This window comes from Pedobacter steynii (assembly GCF_001721645.1).
GTDB lineage: Bacteria > Bacteroidota > Bacteroidia > Sphingobacteriales > Sphingobacteriaceae > Pedobacter > Pedobacter steynii_A.
The window spans coordinates 693,795-713,820 of record NZ_CP017141.1 but is presented as its reverse complement, the minus strand read 5'-3'; the positions used below and the strand labels follow the sequence as shown (position 1 = coordinate 713,820).

Genomic DNA, 20,026 nt, shown 5'->3' with positions numbered 1-20,026 from the left:
TCCTGGTTTTTACATTCCCTTTATAGCGGAGAAACGCCTGGTAATCGTACCGAGTTCTGTCTCGGTTAATTTTGACGTCTTTTTCAATACTTTTTGAAAAGCAATGATTTCTTCTTTTGAAGCAGGGCAACCCATATTCTCTCCGGGGCTGTCTAAAGATGCTCCTTCCGGTCTGATCTGGGAATCAGCCAGCAGTTTTCCTTTTTCGTCCATGATCAAAAAGAATGGAATTCCGCTTTTATCTCCACGGTAAGTTTTCATGAGTTCTATTGCACCCGGGTTTTCTAGGTGTTTATTTTTATCATTCTCCATTACGGTCAGGTGTGTGGTGACGTAATTGTCGTCGAATAATTTCTTGCAACTGACATCATTCATTGCGGTATCCAGTTTATGGCACCAGCCACACCAGGAGGCATGGAAGATCACAAATACCTTTTTCTTTTCTTTTGCTGCTTGTTTATAGGCTTCTTTAAGAATTAGGTCAGCCGATTTTGCGGGCTGCTGCGCATAGCTTGTGGCGAAAAGAAATAAGGCACAAACAGTAAATAATATTTTTTTAGTTTTCATGGGGGGATTTTTTTCGATCTAATTTACTTAAAATTTAGATATGGTAAATCTCTTTACCTTCTTCATAAGTTTTACCCCAATCACAAAGGCTGCTTAAGATCGGAATCAGGTCTGATCCTTTGCTGGTCAGGATGTACTCAATCCCGCTGGGAACAGTTTCCGGGATCACTTTCCTGACAAGGATAGCATGTGTTTCCAGCTCTTTCAACTGTCTGCTGAGTACCTGTTCTGATAGATTGGGCAACTCTTTTCTGATCAGGTTAAACCGGTTATTTCCCTGGGAAATGGAATAAATGATCTGCGCCTTCCAACGACCGCTAATCACATTTAAAGCAGAGTTTAATTCACAGGTCTGAAACAGGAATTTTTCATTGATGGCATTTGTCGATTGTTCTTTCCTCATAGCAGTATCGTTGATGACTCACAATTTTGTGCGTTATTGCAGCAGCTGGAATCGTTATGGACCTTTGTGTGGTAAAAATACTAAAAATGAAGAGTCTACTGATAAACCTATCCTTTTTCCTGATGATTTCTATTGAAGTAACTGCCCAGCAACAACTGATGGTCAAAACAAATTATTTAGCTCAATCCGATCCTGTATTGGTATTTAAGCCTGATGGTTACCATGCTGAAAAATCCTATCCTCTGGTTTATTTGCTGCATGGTTATAGCGAGAATTATCAGCAATGGTCAAAAACAACCGATGTGCAGGCGATGGCCAATAAATACCAGATGATTGTGGTTTGTCCGGATGGTTTTGTTTCTTACTATTTGAATAGTCCCAATGATGTCAGATCTCAATATGAAGACTTTTTCTTTAAAGACCTGGTGCCACTGATTCACCGTTCTTTTAATATAGACCGGAAAAATATCTTTATCAGTGGATTGAGTATGGGTGGTTACGGGGCACTCCGCTATTTTATCCTGCATCCGGAGTATTTTAATACTGCCGGTTCAACCAGTGGGGCGTTATTTCCGGATTTCGCTTATTACCGGCAGGTCAGCCAGCAATTCTGGGGAACGGACCGATTGATAAATGACCTCAGAAATGTGATTGGAGATCCGGAAAAGAACAGCTGGACAGCTTATGGTATTGTGAACCTGTTGCAGAAGCATCCGACCTTTAAACGGGCATTCATTTTTGATTGTGGTACGGAGGATATTTTATATCGGAATACCATTCAGTTAAAGTCTGTCGTCGATAGCCTAAAGATCCCTGCCACTTTTATTTCCGGTCCCGGCGACCACAATACCGAGTATTGGAGCAAATCGATTGAACATCACCTTATCTATTTTAAACAGGCTATGCTGAAGCCCGAATAATAACAGGTTCAATCCTCATTGGGTTGATTATTAAGATCTTAATTCTAATTTTAAATTTATTTTTATACTAACTGTGAAATAATAATTGTAAATTGGATGTAGATAATAATTTTGATATGCTAAATATAACGCTCTCTCAAGCCTTAGATTTAAATCATTTTTTTGTAGAATCTACGGCAACGCTCAATTGCACCTTATTTTATGGCAATCCATTTTCTGACTGGATTAAAAAACTGAATTACCCCATTCCTGACAGACAGGATGGTCTGGATTCAGACCCACCTCCGGTTTTCCGATAACCTGGCTGTTGCCCGGCAAATAAATCATCTTAATTAAGTATGATAATGGCTGTGCGTTCCCTATAATTTCCGGCACAGCTCTAATCATAAAATAGAAACTGTATTCAGTTATCTGGATACTTATATCATACTAATATGTTAGCGTCAGATAAAAATACTCCGGAGGCTACAAAAATCTCCGCAAAAGAGATTACGTTTCCTAAAGGCGGTGGTGCGGTAAAAGGCATTGGCGATTCTTTAAATGTAAATTTGTTTTCAGGTGCAGGGATGTATTCCATTCCTATTCCGGTTACAGCTGCCAGGGGATTTGATCCGCAGCTGGCCCTCAATTACAGTTCAGGTTCGGGAAATGGTGTTTTTGGTCAGGGCTTTTCTTTGCCATTATCAAAAGTCTCCATCAACACCAGTCTGCGGATTCCTAAGTACGATGGGACCGATCAGTATGTACTGGATGGCGATATATTGGTGGTGCAGAACAGTACCCCGACGCTCCCAAATCCACGCAGTGATCAGTATGAAGGACAAACCTGCCAGGTAACAAGTTATCTCCCGAGGATTGAAAATTCGTTTTCACAGATAGAGCACTGGCAGAATGTGGGTGCTGGCCTTTCCTTCTGGAAGGTGATTACTGCTGATAATACCAGTAACTATTACGGCATTACTGCGCAGATCGCAAACCCGGATGATCACAGTCAGGTATTTGAATGGCTCATTGACAAGTCCGCAGACAATAAAGGGAACCTGATTGTTTACACTTATGTTGCCGAAAATTCATTGAATGTCCCGGGCAATATCTATGAATTAAACCGCAGCAATACTGCCAACCGTTATATTGATACCATCCAGTATGGTAATTATCTGGATGCGGATAAACAGGTTAAATTTGCGTTTGAGGTGGTGTTTAATTACGGACAACCCTTTATGCAGCCTCCTCAAACCGGATGGATATGCAGACAAGATCCGTTCTCTTTATACAACAGTGGTTTTGAAATACGTACCTATCGTTTATGCCAGTCCATCCAGATGGTGCATCATTTTCCGGATGAGTTGGGCGATCCGCTTATGGTAAAGGAACTGGCATTTGCCTATGAAAATATCCAGCAATATACACCACTGCATTTTCAGGGGATGTCCATGCTAACCAAAGCAACACTTACCGGATTTAGAAAAGAGCTGGCTGATCCGCAGGTTTTACCGCCCCTGGAATTTGGCTATTCTGCCTTTCAGCCACCGGCCAGTCCCGAATTTAAAATGCTTTCTATGGGAGAAGTGACCATCCCTGGTTATCTTAATGCAACGCAGTTTTTACCGGTCGACCTGAATGGGGAAGGCCTTCCTGGATTTTTGTTCAGTAATGACACGACAAGTCTTTATCTCGAACCACTTGGTGAGGGAAAATACAGGCTTCCTATGGCCAATTCCAGCTTTCCTACCAATCAAAATTTACAGCAAGGCGAGGCTATACTTACAGATGTTGATGGGAACGGACAATTGGAGTTGGTGGTTAACGCAAATGGTGCTTCGGGTTTTTATGAACGTACACTGGAAGGAGGATGGAATAATTTTATTCCCTTTGAAAAATATCCAATCACTATTTCCGATCCGGAAATGGAGCTGTCTGATCTGTCGGCAAACGGCAAATCAGATTTAATGCTGGCTGAAGCGGACCAGTTGCTGTACTATCCTTCCGAAGGAAAAAACGGATACAGTGCGGTACGTGCAGTTGCCAATCCAAATAATTTCCCACTGATAAAACAGGGCGATCAACAGGAGCTGGTCAGCTTTGCCGATATGTTTGGTGATGGACTGTCGCACCGGGTTAAGATCAGTAGCGGTTCGGTAGAATGCTGGCCTTGCCTGGGATACGGACAATTTGGAAAAAAGGTAACCTTTGCCAATGCCCCCGTATTTGATGAAACCTTTAGTACAAGTCAGCTTTTCTTAGTGGATGTAGATGGTTCCGGTACGGCCGACCTGGCTTATGTGTATCCCGACCGGGTTGAATTATTTTTGAACCAATCCGGCAATTCCTTTTCAGATGCTGTTGTAGTTTTTCTGCCTGAATCCTTTGGGGCAATGGATCAGATCAGTTTTACAGACCTGCTTGGAAATGGCACCGCCTGTCTGGTCTTCACAAAAATAGCCCCTTGTCCAAAACATTATTACTATAATTTTTCCGGTGAGTCCACCTTGCCTGACGGAAGCCTGAAATACTCGCTAAAACCATATTTGTTAAACCAGATCAATAACAATCAGGGAGTGGTAAGTTATATCAATTATTCCAGCTCAACCAAATTTCTGCTTGAAGATAAACTGACAGGTAAACCCTGGGTAACCAAATTGCCATTCCCGGTGCAGGTTGTAGAAGAAATCATCCATTATGAACAACTGACCTCATCGCGTTACCTGACGAAATACAAATACCACGATGGCTATTATGATCCTGATCAACGGCAATTCATGGGCTTTGGCTTTATTGAATCCTGGGATACCGAAATCTATGAAGAATTTCAGGCCAGCTATAACAATCCTGATTATCCGGCGAATGAGTTAAATGAGGAGTTATTTGTCCCTCCGGTTTACACCAAAACCTGGTACCTGAATGGTGCACCCAATCAGGAGTATGAAAAATTGTTGAGGCAATACAAAAGCGAATTTTTTAGTAAGGATGTCAATGCGTATGACTTCCCGCAAAGTCATTTTTCAGCAGACATTTATATCAGTAATGAAAAAACTTTTGTGGAAGCCTATAAGGCGCTTTCATCAAGGGTTTTGCGTACAGAAATATATGCCCTGGATGGATCTCCGGATGCCGACAAACCCTATACTGTTGAAGAATCAAATTATAATGTGGTTCTGATCCAGCCTGCTGCAGAAGACCGCCATGCAGTATTTATGGTCAATCCACGTGAGCAAATTACCTATCATTATGAACGTGATGAGGAAGATCCCAGAGTGGAACAGCATTTTGTGCTGCAAACTGATCTGCTTTGTGGCCAGCCTACGCAATCCTGCTCGGTATATTTACCGAGACGAGGCTCAGCATCTTCCGGCTATGAAGAGCAGTATAGTGTAAAGGGCCTGATATCGACCAACAGGTATTACAACAGCCCTGTTGAAGATTTTTCCCTTCGCCTGCGCGGAGTGAAATTTGAAGAGCAGCAATTTAACCTGTTGGGGATGGCGAATCCTGTGTCCGGTTATTATTCATTTGACGACATCGATCTGAATGTTAAGGCGGCGCTGCAGAATATCATTCCTTATATGGCAAGCCCTGCTGAGGCCATTCAGGCACAGCAGTTTAGCCGGTTGTGTTCTTTTTTCTGTGATCCGCAGAGTGGGGTACTGCCTTTTGGTGTGGTATCACCGCAAGTCCTGCTACAGTATGTTTCCACTGCTGAATTTACAAACGATAACATTACCGCCATGTTTGGGGAAAGGCTTACAAAAGAGGCCATCGAACAGCTTGGTGGTTATGTATATGATTCAGCGAGTGGTTACTGGGAGAACCGGGGGCTTATTCAGGACTATCATGAAGCATCGGGATTTTACCTGCCTTCCAGCACAAGCTCCGTATTAGGGACACTGAGTAAGGTAACCTACGATGCGTATTACCTGGCAGCATTGACTACTACCAGTTATATCTCCATTGCACCGCCTGTAAGTAATGTGGTGACGGCGACAATAGATTACCAGGTGATGCAGCCTAAGCAGCAGGTGGACATTAACGGGAATGTGAGCCAGGTTATTTTCGACGCGCTGGGCCAGGTGATTGTCAGCTCTTTATTTGGAATAGAAAACGGGCTTCCGGTAGGTGGCATGCTCCTGTATCCATATAATGGAAGTCCTGCCGGATACATTTTGAGAACCACTGCTCCGGATGGAAATCCGATTGATTTTGAGTCTGTTATAAAAGATGAGTCCAATAAGGAATATTATCTTCAGGGGGCTTCAAACTACTTTTATTATAACTTAAATGCCTATATCAACAGTAAGCAACCTGCAGGTGCTGTTGATCTTCAGCGCGGGAATTACGCCACCAATCCTGGAGGGACAACTGCCTTCTCCTGCCAGACATCGATTGCCTATACCGATGGCCTGTCTCGCCTGCTTGCCTCGAAAACTGAGGTTGAGCCTGACCAATCCCTGCCGCAATGGCTGGTCTCCGGCAGGAGTGTATACAATAACAAGGGTAAAGTTTGCGAAAGCTACCTGCCTTATTTCAGTAAAACCCCTTTTTATGAGACGCAGGAAGAAATAACCAGTCTTTATCAGGTTCCACCACCTACGATTACGCATTATGATCCCTTATTACGGGTGATCAGGATTGATACACCTAAAGGATTTTTCTCAAAAGTTGAATTCGGACCCTGGGAACAGGTTCATCTTGATCAGGATAATACAGTAAAAGAGTCGATCTATTATCAGAACTTCATGGCCAGTTATCCTGCGAACCCAACGCAGGAAGAGATAGATGAGAAAAATGCACTGGAGGCCGCAGCAGCATTTTACAATACCCCGGTAAGATCGGTGATGGACAATATGGGAAATGTGATCAGGAGTATTCAATTGCTCAACGATGTAAGTCCTGCTGTTGAACTGATCAGCTTTTATGCCCTGGATATACAGGGAAGAAAAATCGTTGAAATAGATCCGCGTCTCTATGCCAGCAATTTAAATACGGGGACTGCTTATTATAATTTTAAGTATCAATATTGTATGAGCGGGCAGCAACCCATGATCACGGATAGTGCAGACGCCGGGGTTCAGAAACATTTCAGTACTATTTTTGACAAACTGGTCTGGTCTTTAAGCGCAAGAGATTATTGTCAGGTGATCTATTACGATGGCTTACAAAGACAGACACAACTTCTGGTAAAAAAAGTTCCGGGGACAGCGCCAATTACCGGCTTCGACGGCTTTAACCTGGTAGAGCTCTTTACGTATGGGGAGGATGCCGCAGCCCCCACAGGCTCTAACCTGCGTGGACAAATTTATATACTGAAAGACCTGTCGGGCATCGCAACCAATTCTTCTTACAGCATGTTGGGTAGTATTTTACAGGCCAAAAAACAAATGACTTCTGTGTATAAGACGGCCATTAACTGGCATGATCAGGTTCCGATGGATGCCGGAAGCGTTGACAGGATTTATACCTACAATGCCCTGAATCTTTTATTGACAGATGCGGTTCAGGATAATGCGGTTACCTGGAGTACGACAACGAATACCTATAACCTGGAAGGCCTGCTCAGCTCCATTTCCTTAACTGCTGAGGGAGATACCAAAATGATTATTGAAAGCATTGCTTATGATGCCAATCGTCAGCGCACAGAGGTGGTGTATGGCAATGGCGTAACTACCAGCTATCGTTACGAGGCTTCTACGCTTCGCCTGATAGGGCTCCTCAGTGTTTCAGGTACGCTGCCGCAGTTGAATGTGGTACAGGACATCAGTTATACTTACGATCCTGTTGGCAATATCACCTGCACCCGGGATGCTTCCATTGATGCGGTGTTTAACAATAACCAGAAAGTAGATCCTGTTTTTGAATATCAATATGATTCCCTGTACCGCCTCAGACAGGCCAGTGGGCGGCAACACCCCGGCATCAGTAGCAATACTTATAAAAACAACAGTGCTGAGGGGAGTTTTATGCAATCTATATTTAGCCAGACACCGCTCAGCGATGGTCAGGCCATAGAAAATTATAAGGAAAACTATTTTTATGATGATTCTGGAAATCTTATAAAAAAACAACACCTGGCTGTTTCATCTTCATGGACTGTAGAAACACCGGTACTGGAAAACTGTAACCGTCTGCAGGGACTGGAATATGATGAATCCGGTAACCAGCGGCAACTGGCCATTAATAATATGGTTGCGCTGAATTATAATTGCTGTGAAAATTTAGTTTCAGCAATTGGTATAGAGCGGCCTGATGAAGCCAGCGATTCCGATTATTATGTATATGATGCCGGGGAGCAAAGAACCAGAAAAGTAACGGAGCAATATGTGAATGTCAGTTCTTTAAATTACAGTGATACGATCTATTATGGCAATTATGAAGTATTGCGTAAGGGTGTTCAGGCAAACGATGGTACGCGTACAATCACGACAGACCGGCAGACCTTGCGTATCATGGATGGGTCGACATGTGTGGCAGTAATTTATCACTGGATCACAGGCGGCCCTGACAGCACTGCGGGAAAACCGGCTCCAGATCAGCTGAGGTATCAGATGACAAATAACCTGGGCTCTGTTTCTGTTGAACTGGATGAGCAGGGGCTCTTGCTGAGCTACGAGGAATATTTTCCTTATGGCGGGACTTCTTTTATAGCCGGGCCGAACCAGGTTGAAGTATCGCTCAAGACCTACAGGTATTCAGGGAAGGAATGCGATGACAGTACCGGCCTTTATTATTACGGCGCCCGGTATTATGTATCCTGGCTGGGCAGATGGCTCAACCCCGATCCGGCAGGTACGATAGATGGTATGAACCTGTTCGCTTTTGTTGGAGGTAACCCCGTAAATATGGTGGATCATAACGGAAATGCAAAAAAGCCACCTACCATTTATGAAAGGACAATGGAGTATGTTTCAGGGAGTAAAAGGGCCGAGTTATTGGATGCACTTACTGATCCGAGAAGAGTTCATATGCAGAATACAAGTGAACGCGCCAAGGCATTGGTGGGCCCTTATTCAACAGAAACAGTCCCTTTAGAGAAGATTGATCTGTTGCATGATGTGGATAAGTCGCCGGGATCAAAAACAAATTCACGAACAATTCAGACGAAAGAATGGCTGATTCAACAGCGGCAGGCTTCTGAACAGCAAGGGATGATGTATGGAGGTCTTGCAGGTGCCACGGCTGCGGGTATGTTGAAGTATTTGAGGCCAAAAAGTGGCCCGATGGTGCTCGTAACTGCCCTCTTTACGATGACGATGATTGGAAGAATGCGCGGAAGAGTAGACAAGCCTGTAACCATTACAAAAGGAATACAGGACGTCATTATGCAATCCAAAGATCCGATACAGGTAGGTAGAAATCAGGATGATGGTCAGATGGTTACGTTGGAAGGGGTAGGAAGGCTGGTGGCCCTAAGAGATGGTGCAAATCAGGCAGGTTATGATATGAGCTTGATTTCCATTGAAGCGGAAGTTGGCTCGATATCAGGTAGCACGCACGGTGAATTGCGAAGTGTACATGATACTTATTATAGTGGTTATGGAAGAGAACAAACACCGTTGCCGTATAGTCCGGATGGGTTTTGGAACAGAAGTCTGGGATTGTCGAGAACTGTAGGAGGAAAAGCAATGAATCAGTTTAAAAGACTTACCGATCATTTTGGAATAACCGGAGTAGCTCCGGAAAAACAGAAATGATTTATATGAAATAAAACTTTTAAAAGTGCCGATTGTTAAAATTCAGGACTTACCCCTATAACTATTAATTATGCCGGAATTACCAGATTTAGAAGTTTTCAGGGAAAACCTGAATGAACGCCTTGCAGGAAAAAAACTGACTACAGTACAAGTACCTTACGATAAGAAATTAAATGTCAGTGGCGATCAGTTAAGGGCCGTGCTCTCCGGACAGGAACTCAAGTCCCTGAGCCGGTCGGGCAAGGAATTGCATCTCAATTTTGAAAAAGGAGATGTACTTGCTTTGCACCTGATGTTAAGGGGGCAGCTTCATTTTTTTGAAGAAAGCCATGTGATAAAATCTCCCGTTATAGAGCTCTTTTTCGAAGGTGGAACAGGACTGGTGATGTCTGATTTTCAAAAGATGGCAACGCCAACTTTAAATCCTCCGGCTGCCGAAGCTCCTGATGCGCTGGATAAAAGCGTGAATGTTGATTTTCTGATCAAGGAATTCAAAGGTAAAAAGGCGGCGATAAAGGCGATTCTGCTGGATCAGAATAAGATCCGCGGAATTGGAAATGCCTATGCGGATGAGATTTTGTGGAAAGCCGGGATTTCTCCCTATTCAATCGCCGGGAAGATTCCGGAAGAAAAACTGAAAGACTTACATCGGGCGATAAATGAGGTACTGAAGGATGCGATCGTGCAAATCAGAAAGGCACACCCTGGCAGTATTACCGGTGAATTCCGTGACTTTCTGAAAGTGCATACCCAGAAATATCCTAAAAGCCCGACAGGAGGGGAGATCATTATTCAAAAATCAGGAGCGCGGAAGACCTATTATACGGAGGAACAGGAACTTTTTAACTGATCCATACAATTAAAAATAAGAGGCAGCGTTTTTGTGGGACTATGGATGCCATGAAAAAATTATTGTTTATTCCGCTGTTAATCTTGGTTTGCTTCCTGTCAGACTGCAAAAAATCTAATGACTTATCTGAGGAAATAGATCATTCTAATCCTGGAAAGGATAAGGTTGGGACCAATCTGAACAATGCACTGATGTTACAGGCGGTAAATACAGTTAGAGCTGCAGGCTGCAATTGTGATGGCGAAAAAATGCCTCCGGTTCCTGCTTTGACCTGGAATGATCAGTTGGCACTTGCTGCAAAACTGCATACCGAAGATATGGTAAAGAATAATTTCTTTGACCACGTTAATAAGGATGGGCAATCGCCCGGCGACCGGATAAAGGCGGCTGGTTATAATTTCCGGTTTTATGCCGAAAACCTGGCCATTATCAGTACTGATGAAAAAGGTGTTGTTGCCTATTGGCTAAGCAGCAAAGGACATTGTAAAAATATCATGAATGCGAGCGCAAAAGAAATAGGCGTGGCACGGGTAAACAATTCCTGGACAATGAAACTGGCCGCCCGATTATAAGATCTTATTTCCAGATATTAGGTAAAGCCCGGTCATTTAGTCTTAAAGAGAAGACTAAATGACCGGGCTTTGTTCTAAACCTATAAATGTATTTTATGTTTATAAATACTAAATATTAAATTGTTGTTTCTTTTTTGTTATCTCAATTATTTTATTTTTAATATTCTATTTAATTATTGTACAGTTGTTTGAGGCGTTTCTGTGTAAATGATTGCTCTAAATTATATTTTAAAAGTTTAGCATTGCTTAACATTGTTTTTACAATAAGTATTTTATATTTGTATAAATACTAAACATAAGTCTAGCCAAATTAAACTTTTGAACATATGAAATCTTTCTACACAGTAAAAAGAGCGTGCCTGCTGACGATGTTGGTCTGGCTGCTGGCTTTAAATGCGACTTACGCGCAAAGTACGGTTACCGGAACGGTTACCGATGAAAACAATCAACCCATGCCTGGCGTATCCATCAGGCTTAAGGGAAAGACCGGAGGTGGCTTAACCAATACCAACGGAAAATTCAGTTTATCTGTACCTCCCAATTCGACTTTAGTATTTAGTTTTATTGGCTACCTGTCAAAGGAAGTCGCAGTGGGGGCACCATCCGAAATCAATGTAAAACTTGATCCGAACCAGGCGGATTTAAATGAGGTGGTGGTCACAGCCTTAGGGATAAAAAAAGAGAAAAAACGTCTTGGTTATGCGGTTCAGGAGGTAAAAGGAGATGCCCTGCAAAAAGCAATTTCTCCCAATGTGGTGGAATCCCTGACAGGGAAAGTCGCAGGGCTTACGGTAACCAATAGCAGCGATTTCTTTTCTGATCCCAAACTGTATTTAAGAGGTAAAAAACCCCTAATTGTGATTGATGGTGTGCCAAGTACCACTACGGATATGTGGAATATCAGTTCTGATGATATCGAAAATATCTCGGTATTAAAAGGGGCTGCTGCTTCTGCATTATACGGCTCTTTAGGCTTGAATGGCGCGGTGCAAATCAGTCTGAAAAGTAGCAGCAATGCAGCGAAAGGAACCACCATGTCCGTCAATTCTTCTACTACTTTTCAGGGCGGGTTTATCCGGATTCCAAAAGCACAAACCCAATATGGGCCTGGAGATGCAGGTGAATATGCTTTCGGTACCGGCGGCCCGGGAGGCGGCGGTATCAATGATTTTGATTACTCGGTATGGGGACCCAAATTTGACGGACGCCTGTTGCCTCAGTATGATTCCCCTATTGATGCTGCTACTGGAAAAAGAATCCCTACGCCATGGCTTTCCAGAGGAGCGGATAACCTGGGTAATTTCATGGAAACCGGATTGGTAACTTCGACTAACTTCTCGGTACAGAGTAAAGGGGAAAGCGGTGGTGTAACACTTTCCGATACCTATAAATATTCAAAAGCATCGGTTCCGGGAGCTAAATTAAACATCAATACTTTCCGCATAAATGGAAATTTAAACCTGTCAGATAAGCTGTCAGTTGATGGTTCATTACAACATACCTATGAGTATGCCAGTAATTTACCGAGGAATAATTATGGACCTCATTCGCCAATATATAACCTGAGTATCTGGGGCGGAGCTCATTTTGACATCAGAGACCTTAAAGATTATTGGGTTCCGGGTAAGGAGGGCATCAAACAACGCTTCGTTGAAAACTGGAGATATAATAACCCTTACATGCTGGCCCATGAATGGAAAAGACCGTATACTAAAAATGATGTCCTGGGTTTCTTAAAACTGAATTATAAAATCAGTGATAAACTGGATGCACATGTCAGGACCAGTTTAAATACCTATTCTTTAACAAAAGATGAGGAGATCTCCATGGATATCTACGATTATGATATTTCCGATCGTGGTGGCAGATACAGACATAACGAGTATGGAATGCTGGAATCAAACACAGACTTCTTAGTCAAATACCATGATAGCTTTTTCAATGAGGTCTTCAGTGTGAATGCAACCTTAGGAGGGAATCAACTCTATAAAAGCAATAATGAAGCACATGCCAGTACCACCAAACTGATTGTTCCGGGAATCTTTAAACTGAATAATTCGACAGATAAAGTTTTACCTACGAGTTATAAGGATAAAAAAGGAATTTATAGCGCGTATTCGTCAATCGATCTGGCTTATAAGAATCAAATCTTTCTGGGGATGACCGGCAGGGTAGATAAGTCTTCGACCTTACCTGTAAACAATTCTACCTTCTTTTATCCATCCTTATCGTTAAGCGCGGTGGTTAGCGATATGGTTCATTTGCCTAAGGCAATTAATTTCTTAAAAGTAAGGGCTGCTTATGCAAAAGTAGGTAGTGACGGGATTGGCGAGGACGAGGATATTTATAATGCAGTGAACTCTTATACTACAGGTAGCCGGAATAGAAATCTTCCGATTGCAGCTTATCCGTCTATTATAGATAATCCCAACCTGAAACCAGAATTCAATACCACCTATGAGTATGGTTTAGAAGCCAGATTCCTGAATGATAGACTGGGATTTGACTTCTCTTATTATAGAAACGATTATGGACCTCAGATTTTTACACAGGTATTCTCGCAGACTTCAGGTTATACAGGGATCAGATTGAATGGAAGGACAACACAAAGAAGGGGATATGATTTCTCTTTCAATGCCACTCCGGTTAAGACGGAGAACTTCTCCTGGATGGCCCTGGTTAATGTAGATGGTGGAAAAGATTACCTGAAATCACTGCCGGCGCTTGCTGATGGAAGCCCGCAGTTAAAGGAAGGAAGAACACCCGTTGGCGGACGCTTAGATGATTACTGGTATTCGGACTGGGAAAAATCTCCTGACGGACAACTGATTATGAATGAGGATGGATTACCCAGAATTACAGACTATGATGTAAATATAGGAAATCAGAAAACCAGCTTCTCCATCAGTATGAACAATACCTTCAGCTATAAAAACATCTCCCTTTCCTTTTTAGTGGATGGTAGATTTGGTGGAATTACCTATGATCGGTTTGAAAGAGACCTTTGGCGGTCTGGTTCTCATCCGGATGCCATTGCACCGGAAAGGGAACTTTCAAATATTGCCTATGCGAATGGTACTGATCCCAGAACAATGCTCATCCCGGGACTGAAAATTGTAAGTGGGGAAGCGAAATATGATCCGGATGGTAATGTGCTCTCAGATACAAGGGTTTTTGCACCGAATGATTATAAAGTGGATTACCAAACCTGGGCAAAACAATATAAAGCTGCCTGGCAGAACAATGTGATTGACAAAACCTTTATCAAGTTAAGGGAGGTGGTGTTAACCTATAACGTACCTGCTTCCTTTTTGAAGAACAAGTTTCTGAAAGGTGCTTCATTGTCTTTTGTTGGACGCAATTTGTATTACTGGACTAAAGATAAAACTTTTGGCGACCTGGATACCTATAGCATGAGTACCGGTGATACGGATTTGCAACAACCTTCGCAAAGAACATACGGATTCAATATCAATCTTAAATTTTAATATAATCTAATGAAAACCATACATAAAATGCTTGGAATAGGGTTACTGATGGTAACGACAAGCAGCTGTTTAAAATATGATGAATTAAGGGAGAATCCGAATAATCCGGCTTCTGTACCACCAAGTTTATTGTTTACTGCGGTCACTCCAGGACCGGTCAGTTCGTTTTCAGATTCTTATCAGGATCCGCAATACCATACTTTTGCTACTGCGGATTCGGGGCCCTTAAGCTATAAATATGGAGGAGGGACTTTTTACTACGGAGGTTCTTCTGCGGGAAATAGCACCCTGAGGAACATAGAGAAAATGATTCAGGAAGCAGAAACCGCGAAAACACCGGTATATGTCATTCTTGCCAAATTTTTAAAAGCCTATTACTATAGCATCATGACGAGGCAAATGGGCGATATTCCTTTGTCTGAAGCCTTGCAGGGGGCGAAATTTCCAAAACCTAAATACGATACCCAAAAATCTGTATTTATCCAATGTTTAAACTGGCTGGACGAATCAAATAACGAACTTGCCGCTTATATTTCAGCCAACCCCGGAGCTACGCTGGATGGTGATATTTATTATAGCGGAGACCTTAAAAAATGGCAAAAAGCAATCAATGCTTACACCATCAGGATGTTGATTCTTTTGAGTAAAAAGGAAGGAGATGCTCAGCTTAACGTTAAAGGCCGCTTTCAGAATATGATTCAAAATCCGGCAAAGTATCCTTTGTTTAGTAGTATAAATGACAACATGCAGCTTAGCCATAGGGATGAAGATGGTTTTAGAGGAACCTACAATCCGAATACGGGTATCTTAAGAGAAGGGGTTTTGTATGTGGACACTTATATTGATCTGCTTAAAAAATATCAGGACCCAAGACTACAGATTGTTGCAGACCCTACACCAAAGGCATTGGCAGCAAATCCGACAAATGAAACGGCGGTCAGAGCAGACTTTGCTTCTTATACCGGAGCAAGCGCAGCGGTTACTGCCATCGCCAATAATCAAAGGAAAAATAATGGAGAACTTTCTAAACCCAATGAAAAAAGATTCTGGAATTTCGTCGGACAACCCTCTATCTTATTGGGCTATTCAGAGCAGGAATTAAATATTGCTGAAGCGGCAAACAGAGGCTGGATAACTGAAGATGCGAAAACGCATTATGATAAGGGCGTAGCTGCTTCTATGTCCTTTTACAATGCTCCAATTGGAGATTATCTGACCACTAAAGCGCCGTATATCGGAGGTGCTGCGGGTTTAAAAAGGATTCATGAACAAATGTATCTTTCTTTGGCTGAAAACTCCGGATCAGAAGCCTGGTTCCTGAACCGTCGTACCGGAGTGCCGGAATTTAAGTTTTCCGGGGTTAACAGTGTAACGAAACTTCCGGTAAGATGGGCTTACCCATCCAGTGAAAATACAGATAACACGGAGAATTACAGAGCCGCATTGCGTGCCCAGTTTGGAACTGAAGTGGACGATAGAGACCAGATCATGTGGCTTCTGAAATAGAAGATAAGTTAGGTTAGTACGTTTAGGGTTAGGGCCGTTGGTCGCGGTCCTGCCCTTATTTAATGAAATGACAATAGTATATTAGAACATAATCATCAGTATAAAATAGAACAGAAATGAATAATATCTCAATAACCCCTTTTTCCGCTAACGGCATAGATTATACCCCTCCTGCAAAACCAATCGTGGTGATTTGTATGGATGGTTCTGCAGATGAATATCTGGATATGACTATGGCCTGCGACCGGATGCCGAACCTTAAAAAAATGGTACTTCAAGGTTACAGAGGCATGGTGCGTGGTGCCTTACCTTCTTTTACCAATGTAAACAATTCTTCGATAGTTACTGGTGTCAGCCCTGCGGTTCACGGTATTTGTGGTAATTTCTTTTATGATGTGAAAAAGGACCAGGAAGTGATGATGAACTCCTCGGAATACCTCAGAGCAGAAACCTTATTGGCGGCAGCGGCAAATGCAGGTCGTAAAGTAGCAGTAGTGACCGCAAAAGAAAAATTACGTGACATCCTTTCTTATCGGTTAAAAGGGATCGCCTTCTCGGCAGAAAAAGCCGATCAGGCTAAACTGGAAACGCATGGCATTGAAAATGCAGAAGCTGTAATTGGTCATAAAACTCCGGCCATTTACAGCGCTGAAGCCAGTTTATTCGTTCTGCGTGCAGGTGTGGCATTGATTAAAAATGGTATGGCCGACTTTTTATACCTGTCGCTGACCGATTATATGCAACATACTTATGCGCCGGATACGGAAGAGTCATTGGCTTTTTACGAAGCGCAGGACGTGGAATTAGGGAAAATGCTGGACATGGGAGCCATAATTGGTGCAACAGCGGATCATGGCATGAATGCAAAAGTAAAAGCCGACGGATCTCCAAATGTCTTGTTTATCGAGACGATGCTGACCGAACAGTTTGGTCCTGGTTTCCGGGTGATTTGCCCAATTACAGATCCTTATGTGAAACACCATGGCGCATTGGGCTCTTATGTATTGGTATATGTAAATAACAATTCAAATATTGACGAAGTAGAACAATGGCTGGCGGCACAACCCGGCATTACTGAGGTGTATAATAAAGAAAAAGGTTGCCGTTTACTGGAACAGCCTGCCGATAGGACCGGGGATCTTTTCGTGTTATCGGCACGTGATGTAGTGGTTGGAAAAACGGCTGCAGATCACGACCTGAAAGCGTTGGATGGAACATTACGTTCTCATGGTGGCAGGTATGAAGAGATGGTCCCCCTGGTGATTTCTCATCGCCTCAATGCAACCTACAAAATGAGAGCCCAGGGCGATCCGCGTAATTTCGATGTATTTGACTTCACTGTGAATGGTACCCATTAGTTTTTAGCAGATACCGGTTGCAGGGGGATCTGCATCTATTTTTAAATTAAGCATATGAAAGAAGAATTAACTGCCACTGAAAATATACTTAGACTAGCCTCGCTTGTTGCGGCCAAACCAGTTTCTTCAGGAAAACAATTAGCGGTGTACAGCCCTTATGACGGACGATTGGTGGGAACCGTAGAAATGGCTGATCAATCTGATACCCGGAATGCGATTGCTACAGCGCTTAAGGGAGGGACGGTATTGAGCCGTTATGAAAGATACCGCATTTTAGATGGAGCAAGGATGTTGCTGCTGGAGAGAAAGGAGGCATTCGCCCGGCTGATTACTGCAGAATCCGGTTTATGTATCCGGGAAGCCGATTATGAGATTGGAAGAGCGCATGATGTATTGTTATTCGCGGCAATAGAATGTCTGAAAGATGATGGACAGATTTACTCCTGTGACATCTCTCCAAATGGAAAACAACGTAAGATATTCACGCTTCGTGAGCCGCTGAAACTTGCAGTAGCGATTACCCCCTTCAATCATCCGCTAAATCAGGTGGCACATAAAATTGCACCGGCTTTAGCAGCGGGAACACCGGTGATCCTGAAACCTTCAGAAAAGACACCATTAACGGCGATTCGTTTTGTGGAGTTATTATATGAAGCAGGTCTGCCGGAATACATGCTGAGTGTACTGCTTGGGGAGACAAAGGAAGTTGCGGAAGTCCTGATCCAGGCTCCGGAGGTGGATTTGGTATCCTTTACGGGGAGTGTTGCGGTAGGAAAGAAAATCGCAGCTACTGCAGGTTATAAAAAGGTGATCCTGGAACTCGGCGGTAATGATCCCCTGATTGTCCTGGAAGATGCGGACCTTGATCTTGCAGTGAACCTGGCTGCAGAGGGAGCTTTTCGCAATTCGGGACAACGCTGTACGGCGGTGAAACGAATTCTGGTGCAGGAGCGTATTGCTGAAGCGTTTACAGAACGCTTTGTAGAAAAAACAAAAGAATACTTGTCCGGTGACCCGGCAGATCCGGAAACCAGGGTGGGAACTGTGATCGACGAACAGTCGGCTATTTACCTGGAGGAAGTCGTTGCCAAGGCAGTTGCACAAGGTGCAAAAGTCCTGTTTGGCGGGAAACGCCAGGGCGCCTTGCTGGAGCCTACAGTTATTGTCAATGTACCAAGAGATGCACAAATGGTAGTTCAGGAATCCTTTGGACCTTTAGCACCGATCATGACCTTCAAAGATATCGATGATGCCATCGCGCTGTCTAATTCCACTGCTTTTGGCCTGTCTTCCGGTGTCGTAACCAACAATATGGATCATGCCATCCGCTTTGTTAAAGAATTAAAAGTAGGAACGGTAAATATTAATGAAGTCCCGGGTTATCGGATAGAAAACTCTCCTTTTGGTGGAATCAAGGATTCAGGGCTGGGTATTAAAGAAGGAGTGGTGGAAGCAATCAAATGCTTCTCCTACGTGAAAACATTTTCTATGCCCTGGTAGATAAGATGATGAAAACACCGATATACGATTTAATAGTAGTAGGCTCCGGAGTTCTCGGAACCTTTCATGCGATACATGCCGCGCGCATGGGAAAGAAGGTGCTGCTGACGGAGAAAGATCAGTATCCTGTAAACGCTACGGTCAGAAATTTTGGTCAGGTGGTTCCTTCAGGGATGGCCTCCGATTGGTTTCCCTATGCTTTACGTGCCACTGAGCTGTATAAAGAAATTCAGCGGGAATCCGATATCAGTGTCCGCAATAACGGGACACTTTATATCCCTTCAGATAAAGAAGAGTTGCAATTGATCCTGGAATTAAAATCAAAGATGGACGATTCAGGATACGAGTCGGTATTGTTATCTGCTACAGATTGTTTAGCCAGGTATCCTTCTTTGAAAAAGGAATATTGTAAAGGAGGACTTTTCTTCCCTCAGGAGGTTAGTGTGGAGCCTGATCAGATGATCCGTAAGCTGATCAGTTATGCGATAGGGAAATACTCCAATCTTAGCTATAAACCGGCTACTGCAATGATAGAATGCCAGGTTTCCGGCGATCGGGTAAATATGGTCAGTGCTGCAGGAGAAATGTTCCATGCAGAGAAAGCGGTGATCTGTAATGGCGGGGAATTCAAGCTGCTCTTTGCCTCCCTGTTTAAGGAAAGCGGAATTACTCTTTGCAAACTCCAGATGATGAAAACGCTGCCCATGCCGGAGGTGCAGCTGGAGGGAAACATCCTGACAGGTTTGTCCATCAGAAGATATGAGTCTTTTCAGGAATGTCTTTCTTTTAAGAAGTTATCCAATCCGGAAGATCAGCAGAAACTTAAAAAATGGGGCATTCATATCTTGTTTAAAAAAGGAATAGACGGATCCATTATTATCGGGGATTCGCATGAATACGCGGGGGTAAACGAAAGTGATGACCTTGGCTTCAAAATCAATCATCAGGTTAATGAACTGATGATGACCGAAGCACAGCGGATAGTCAATTTTGATGTCCGTAAAATTTCGGAAACCTGGGCCGGTTTTTATCCTCAGCACAAGACAAAACCAATCGTTGAATATGATATCGACGACCGGATACACATTCGGACAGCTATAGGTGGAAAGGGGATGACCTCTGCTGCCGGTTATGCCGAAGCCAGCATTAAAAAAATATACCATTAACCAACAAGACC

At 43.1% G+C, this 20,026-nt stretch carries 12 protein-coding genes; 10 read left to right on the top strand and 2 right to left on the bottom strand.

Translation table 11 applies throughout. The annotated features are described in order from the left end of the window. Nucleotides 1-9: 9 nt before the first annotated feature. A complete protein-coding gene (locus BFS30_RS02975; protein WP_069377911.1) occupies nucleotides 10-567 on the bottom strand; it encodes a thioredoxin family protein in 558 nt (185 codons plus the stop codon). Nucleotides 568-601: 34 nt separating this feature from the next. Continuing rightward, a complete protein-coding gene (locus tag BFS30_RS02970; protein ID WP_069377910.1) occupies nucleotides 602-970 on the bottom strand; it encodes a winged helix-turn-helix transcriptional regulator in 369 nt (122 codons plus the stop codon). Between the two features lie 86 nt (nucleotides 971-1,056). Here BFS30_RS02970 and BFS30_RS02965 point away from each other — a divergent pair, with 86 nt between their 5' ends. The 10 genes from BFS30_RS02965 to BFS30_RS02920 all read left to right on the top strand — a co-directional run bounded on the left by BFS30_RS02965 (nucleotide 1,057) and on the right by BFS30_RS02920 (nucleotide 20,015). Then, nucleotides 1,057-1,890 carry an alpha/beta hydrolase gene (locus BFS30_RS02965; RefSeq protein WP_069377909.1) on the top strand — a complete coding sequence of 278 codons (834 nt, stop codon included), beginning with the start codon at nucleotides 1,057-1,059 and terminating at the stop codon, nucleotides 1,888-1,890. Nucleotides 1,891-2,006: 116 nt separating this feature from the next. Then, nucleotides 2,007-2,189, top strand: a complete 183-nt coding sequence (locus BFS30_RS02960) for a hypothetical protein (protein ID WP_157262865.1) — start codon at nucleotides 2,007-2,009, stop codon at nucleotides 2,187-2,189. A gap of 135 nt (nucleotides 2,190-2,324) precedes the next feature. Next, nucleotides 2,325-9,575, top strand: coding sequence for a SpvB/TcaC N-terminal domain-containing protein (locus BFS30_RS02955; RefSeq protein ID WP_069377907.1), 7,251 nt, complete (start codon nucleotides 2,325-2,327; stop codon nucleotides 9,573-9,575). Nucleotides 9,576-9,645: 70 nt separating this feature from the next. After that, nucleotides 9,646-10,425, top strand: a complete 780-nt coding sequence (locus BFS30_RS02950; protein ID WP_069377906.1) for an Fpg/Nei family DNA glycosylase — start codon at nucleotides 9,646-9,648, stop codon at nucleotides 10,423-10,425. Between the two features lie 50 nt (nucleotides 10,426-10,475). Then, on the top strand, nucleotides 10,476-10,997 hold the full coding sequence (locus BFS30_RS02945; RefSeq protein WP_069382263.1) for a CAP domain-containing protein: 522 nt from the start codon (nucleotides 10,476-10,478) through the stop codon (nucleotides 10,995-10,997). A gap of 326 nt (nucleotides 10,998-11,323) precedes the next feature. After that, nucleotides 11,324-14,485: a SusC/RagA family TonB-linked outer membrane protein gene (locus tag BFS30_RS02940; RefSeq protein WP_083251924.1), complete on the top strand. Its 3,162-nt coding sequence runs from the start codon at nucleotides 11,324-11,326 to the stop codon at nucleotides 14,483-14,485. A 9-nt stretch (nucleotides 14,486-14,494) separates the two neighbouring features. Then, on the top strand, nucleotides 14,495-15,991 hold the full coding sequence (locus tag BFS30_RS02935; protein WP_069377905.1) for a SusD/RagB family nutrient-binding outer membrane lipoprotein: 1,497 nt from the start codon (nucleotides 14,495-14,497) through the stop codon (nucleotides 15,989-15,991). Between the two features lie 116 nt (nucleotides 15,992-16,107). Continuing rightward, a complete protein-coding gene (gene phnA, locus BFS30_RS02930) occupies nucleotides 16,108-17,349 on the top strand; it encodes a phosphonoacetate hydrolase (protein WP_083251923.1) in 1,242 nt (413 codons plus the stop codon). Between the two features lie 54 nt (nucleotides 17,350-17,403). Then, on the top strand, nucleotides 17,404-18,849 hold the full coding sequence (gene phnY / locus BFS30_RS02925) for a phosphonoacetaldehyde dehydrogenase (protein ID WP_069377904.1): 1,446 nt from the start codon (nucleotides 17,404-17,406) through the stop codon (nucleotides 18,847-18,849). Beyond that, nucleotides 18,810-20,015 carry a TIGR03364 family FAD-dependent oxidoreductase gene (locus tag BFS30_RS02920; RefSeq protein WP_237028701.1) on the top strand — a complete coding sequence of 402 codons (1,206 nt, stop codon included), beginning with the start codon at nucleotides 18,810-18,812 and terminating at the stop codon, nucleotides 20,013-20,015. The genes phnY and BFS30_RS02920 overlap by 40 nt, the downstream gene beginning before the upstream one ends. Nucleotides 20,016-20,026: the final 11 nt, after the last annotated feature.

Coding starts and splice junctions, on each gene's coding strand:
- phnY (WP_069377904.1), top strand. CDS start 17,404: ATGAAAGAAGAATTAACTGCCACTGAAAATATACTTAGACTAGCCTCG.
- BFS30_RS02965 (WP_069377909.1), top strand. CDS start 1,057: ATGAAGAGTCTACTGATAAACCTATCCTTTTTCCTGATGATTTCTATT.
- BFS30_RS02955 (WP_069377907.1), top strand. CDS start 2,325: ATGTTAGCGTCAGATAAAAATACTCCGGAGGCTACAAAAATCTCCGCA.
- BFS30_RS02960 (WP_157262865.1), top strand. CDS start 2,007: ATGCTAAATATAACGCTCTCTCAAGCCTTAGATTTAAATCATTTTTTT.
- BFS30_RS02970 (WP_069377910.1), bottom strand. CDS start 970: ATGAGGAAAGAACAATCGACAAATGCCATCAATGAAAAATTCCTGTTT.
- BFS30_RS02975 (WP_069377911.1), bottom strand. CDS start 567: ATGAAAACTAAAAAAATATTATTTACTGTTTGTGCCTTATTTCTTTTC.
- BFS30_RS02935 (WP_069377905.1), top strand. CDS start 14,495: ATGAAAACCATACATAAAATGCTTGGAATAGGGTTACTGATGGTAACG.
- phnA (WP_083251923.1), top strand. CDS start 16,108: ATGAATAATATCTCAATAACCCCTTTTTCCGCTAACGGCATAGATTAT.
- BFS30_RS02945 (WP_069382263.1), top strand. CDS start 10,476: ATGAAAAAATTATTGTTTATTCCGCTGTTAATCTTGGTTTGCTTCCTG.
- BFS30_RS02920 (WP_237028701.1), top strand. CDS start 18,810: ATGCTTCTCCTACGTGAAAACATTTTCTATGCCCTGGTAGATAAGATG.
- BFS30_RS02940 (WP_083251924.1), top strand. CDS start 11,324: ATGAAATCTTTCTACACAGTAAAAAGAGCGTGCCTGCTGACGATGTTG.
- BFS30_RS02950 (WP_069377906.1), top strand. CDS start 9,646: ATGCCGGAATTACCAGATTTAGAAGTTTTCAGGGAAAACCTGAATGAA.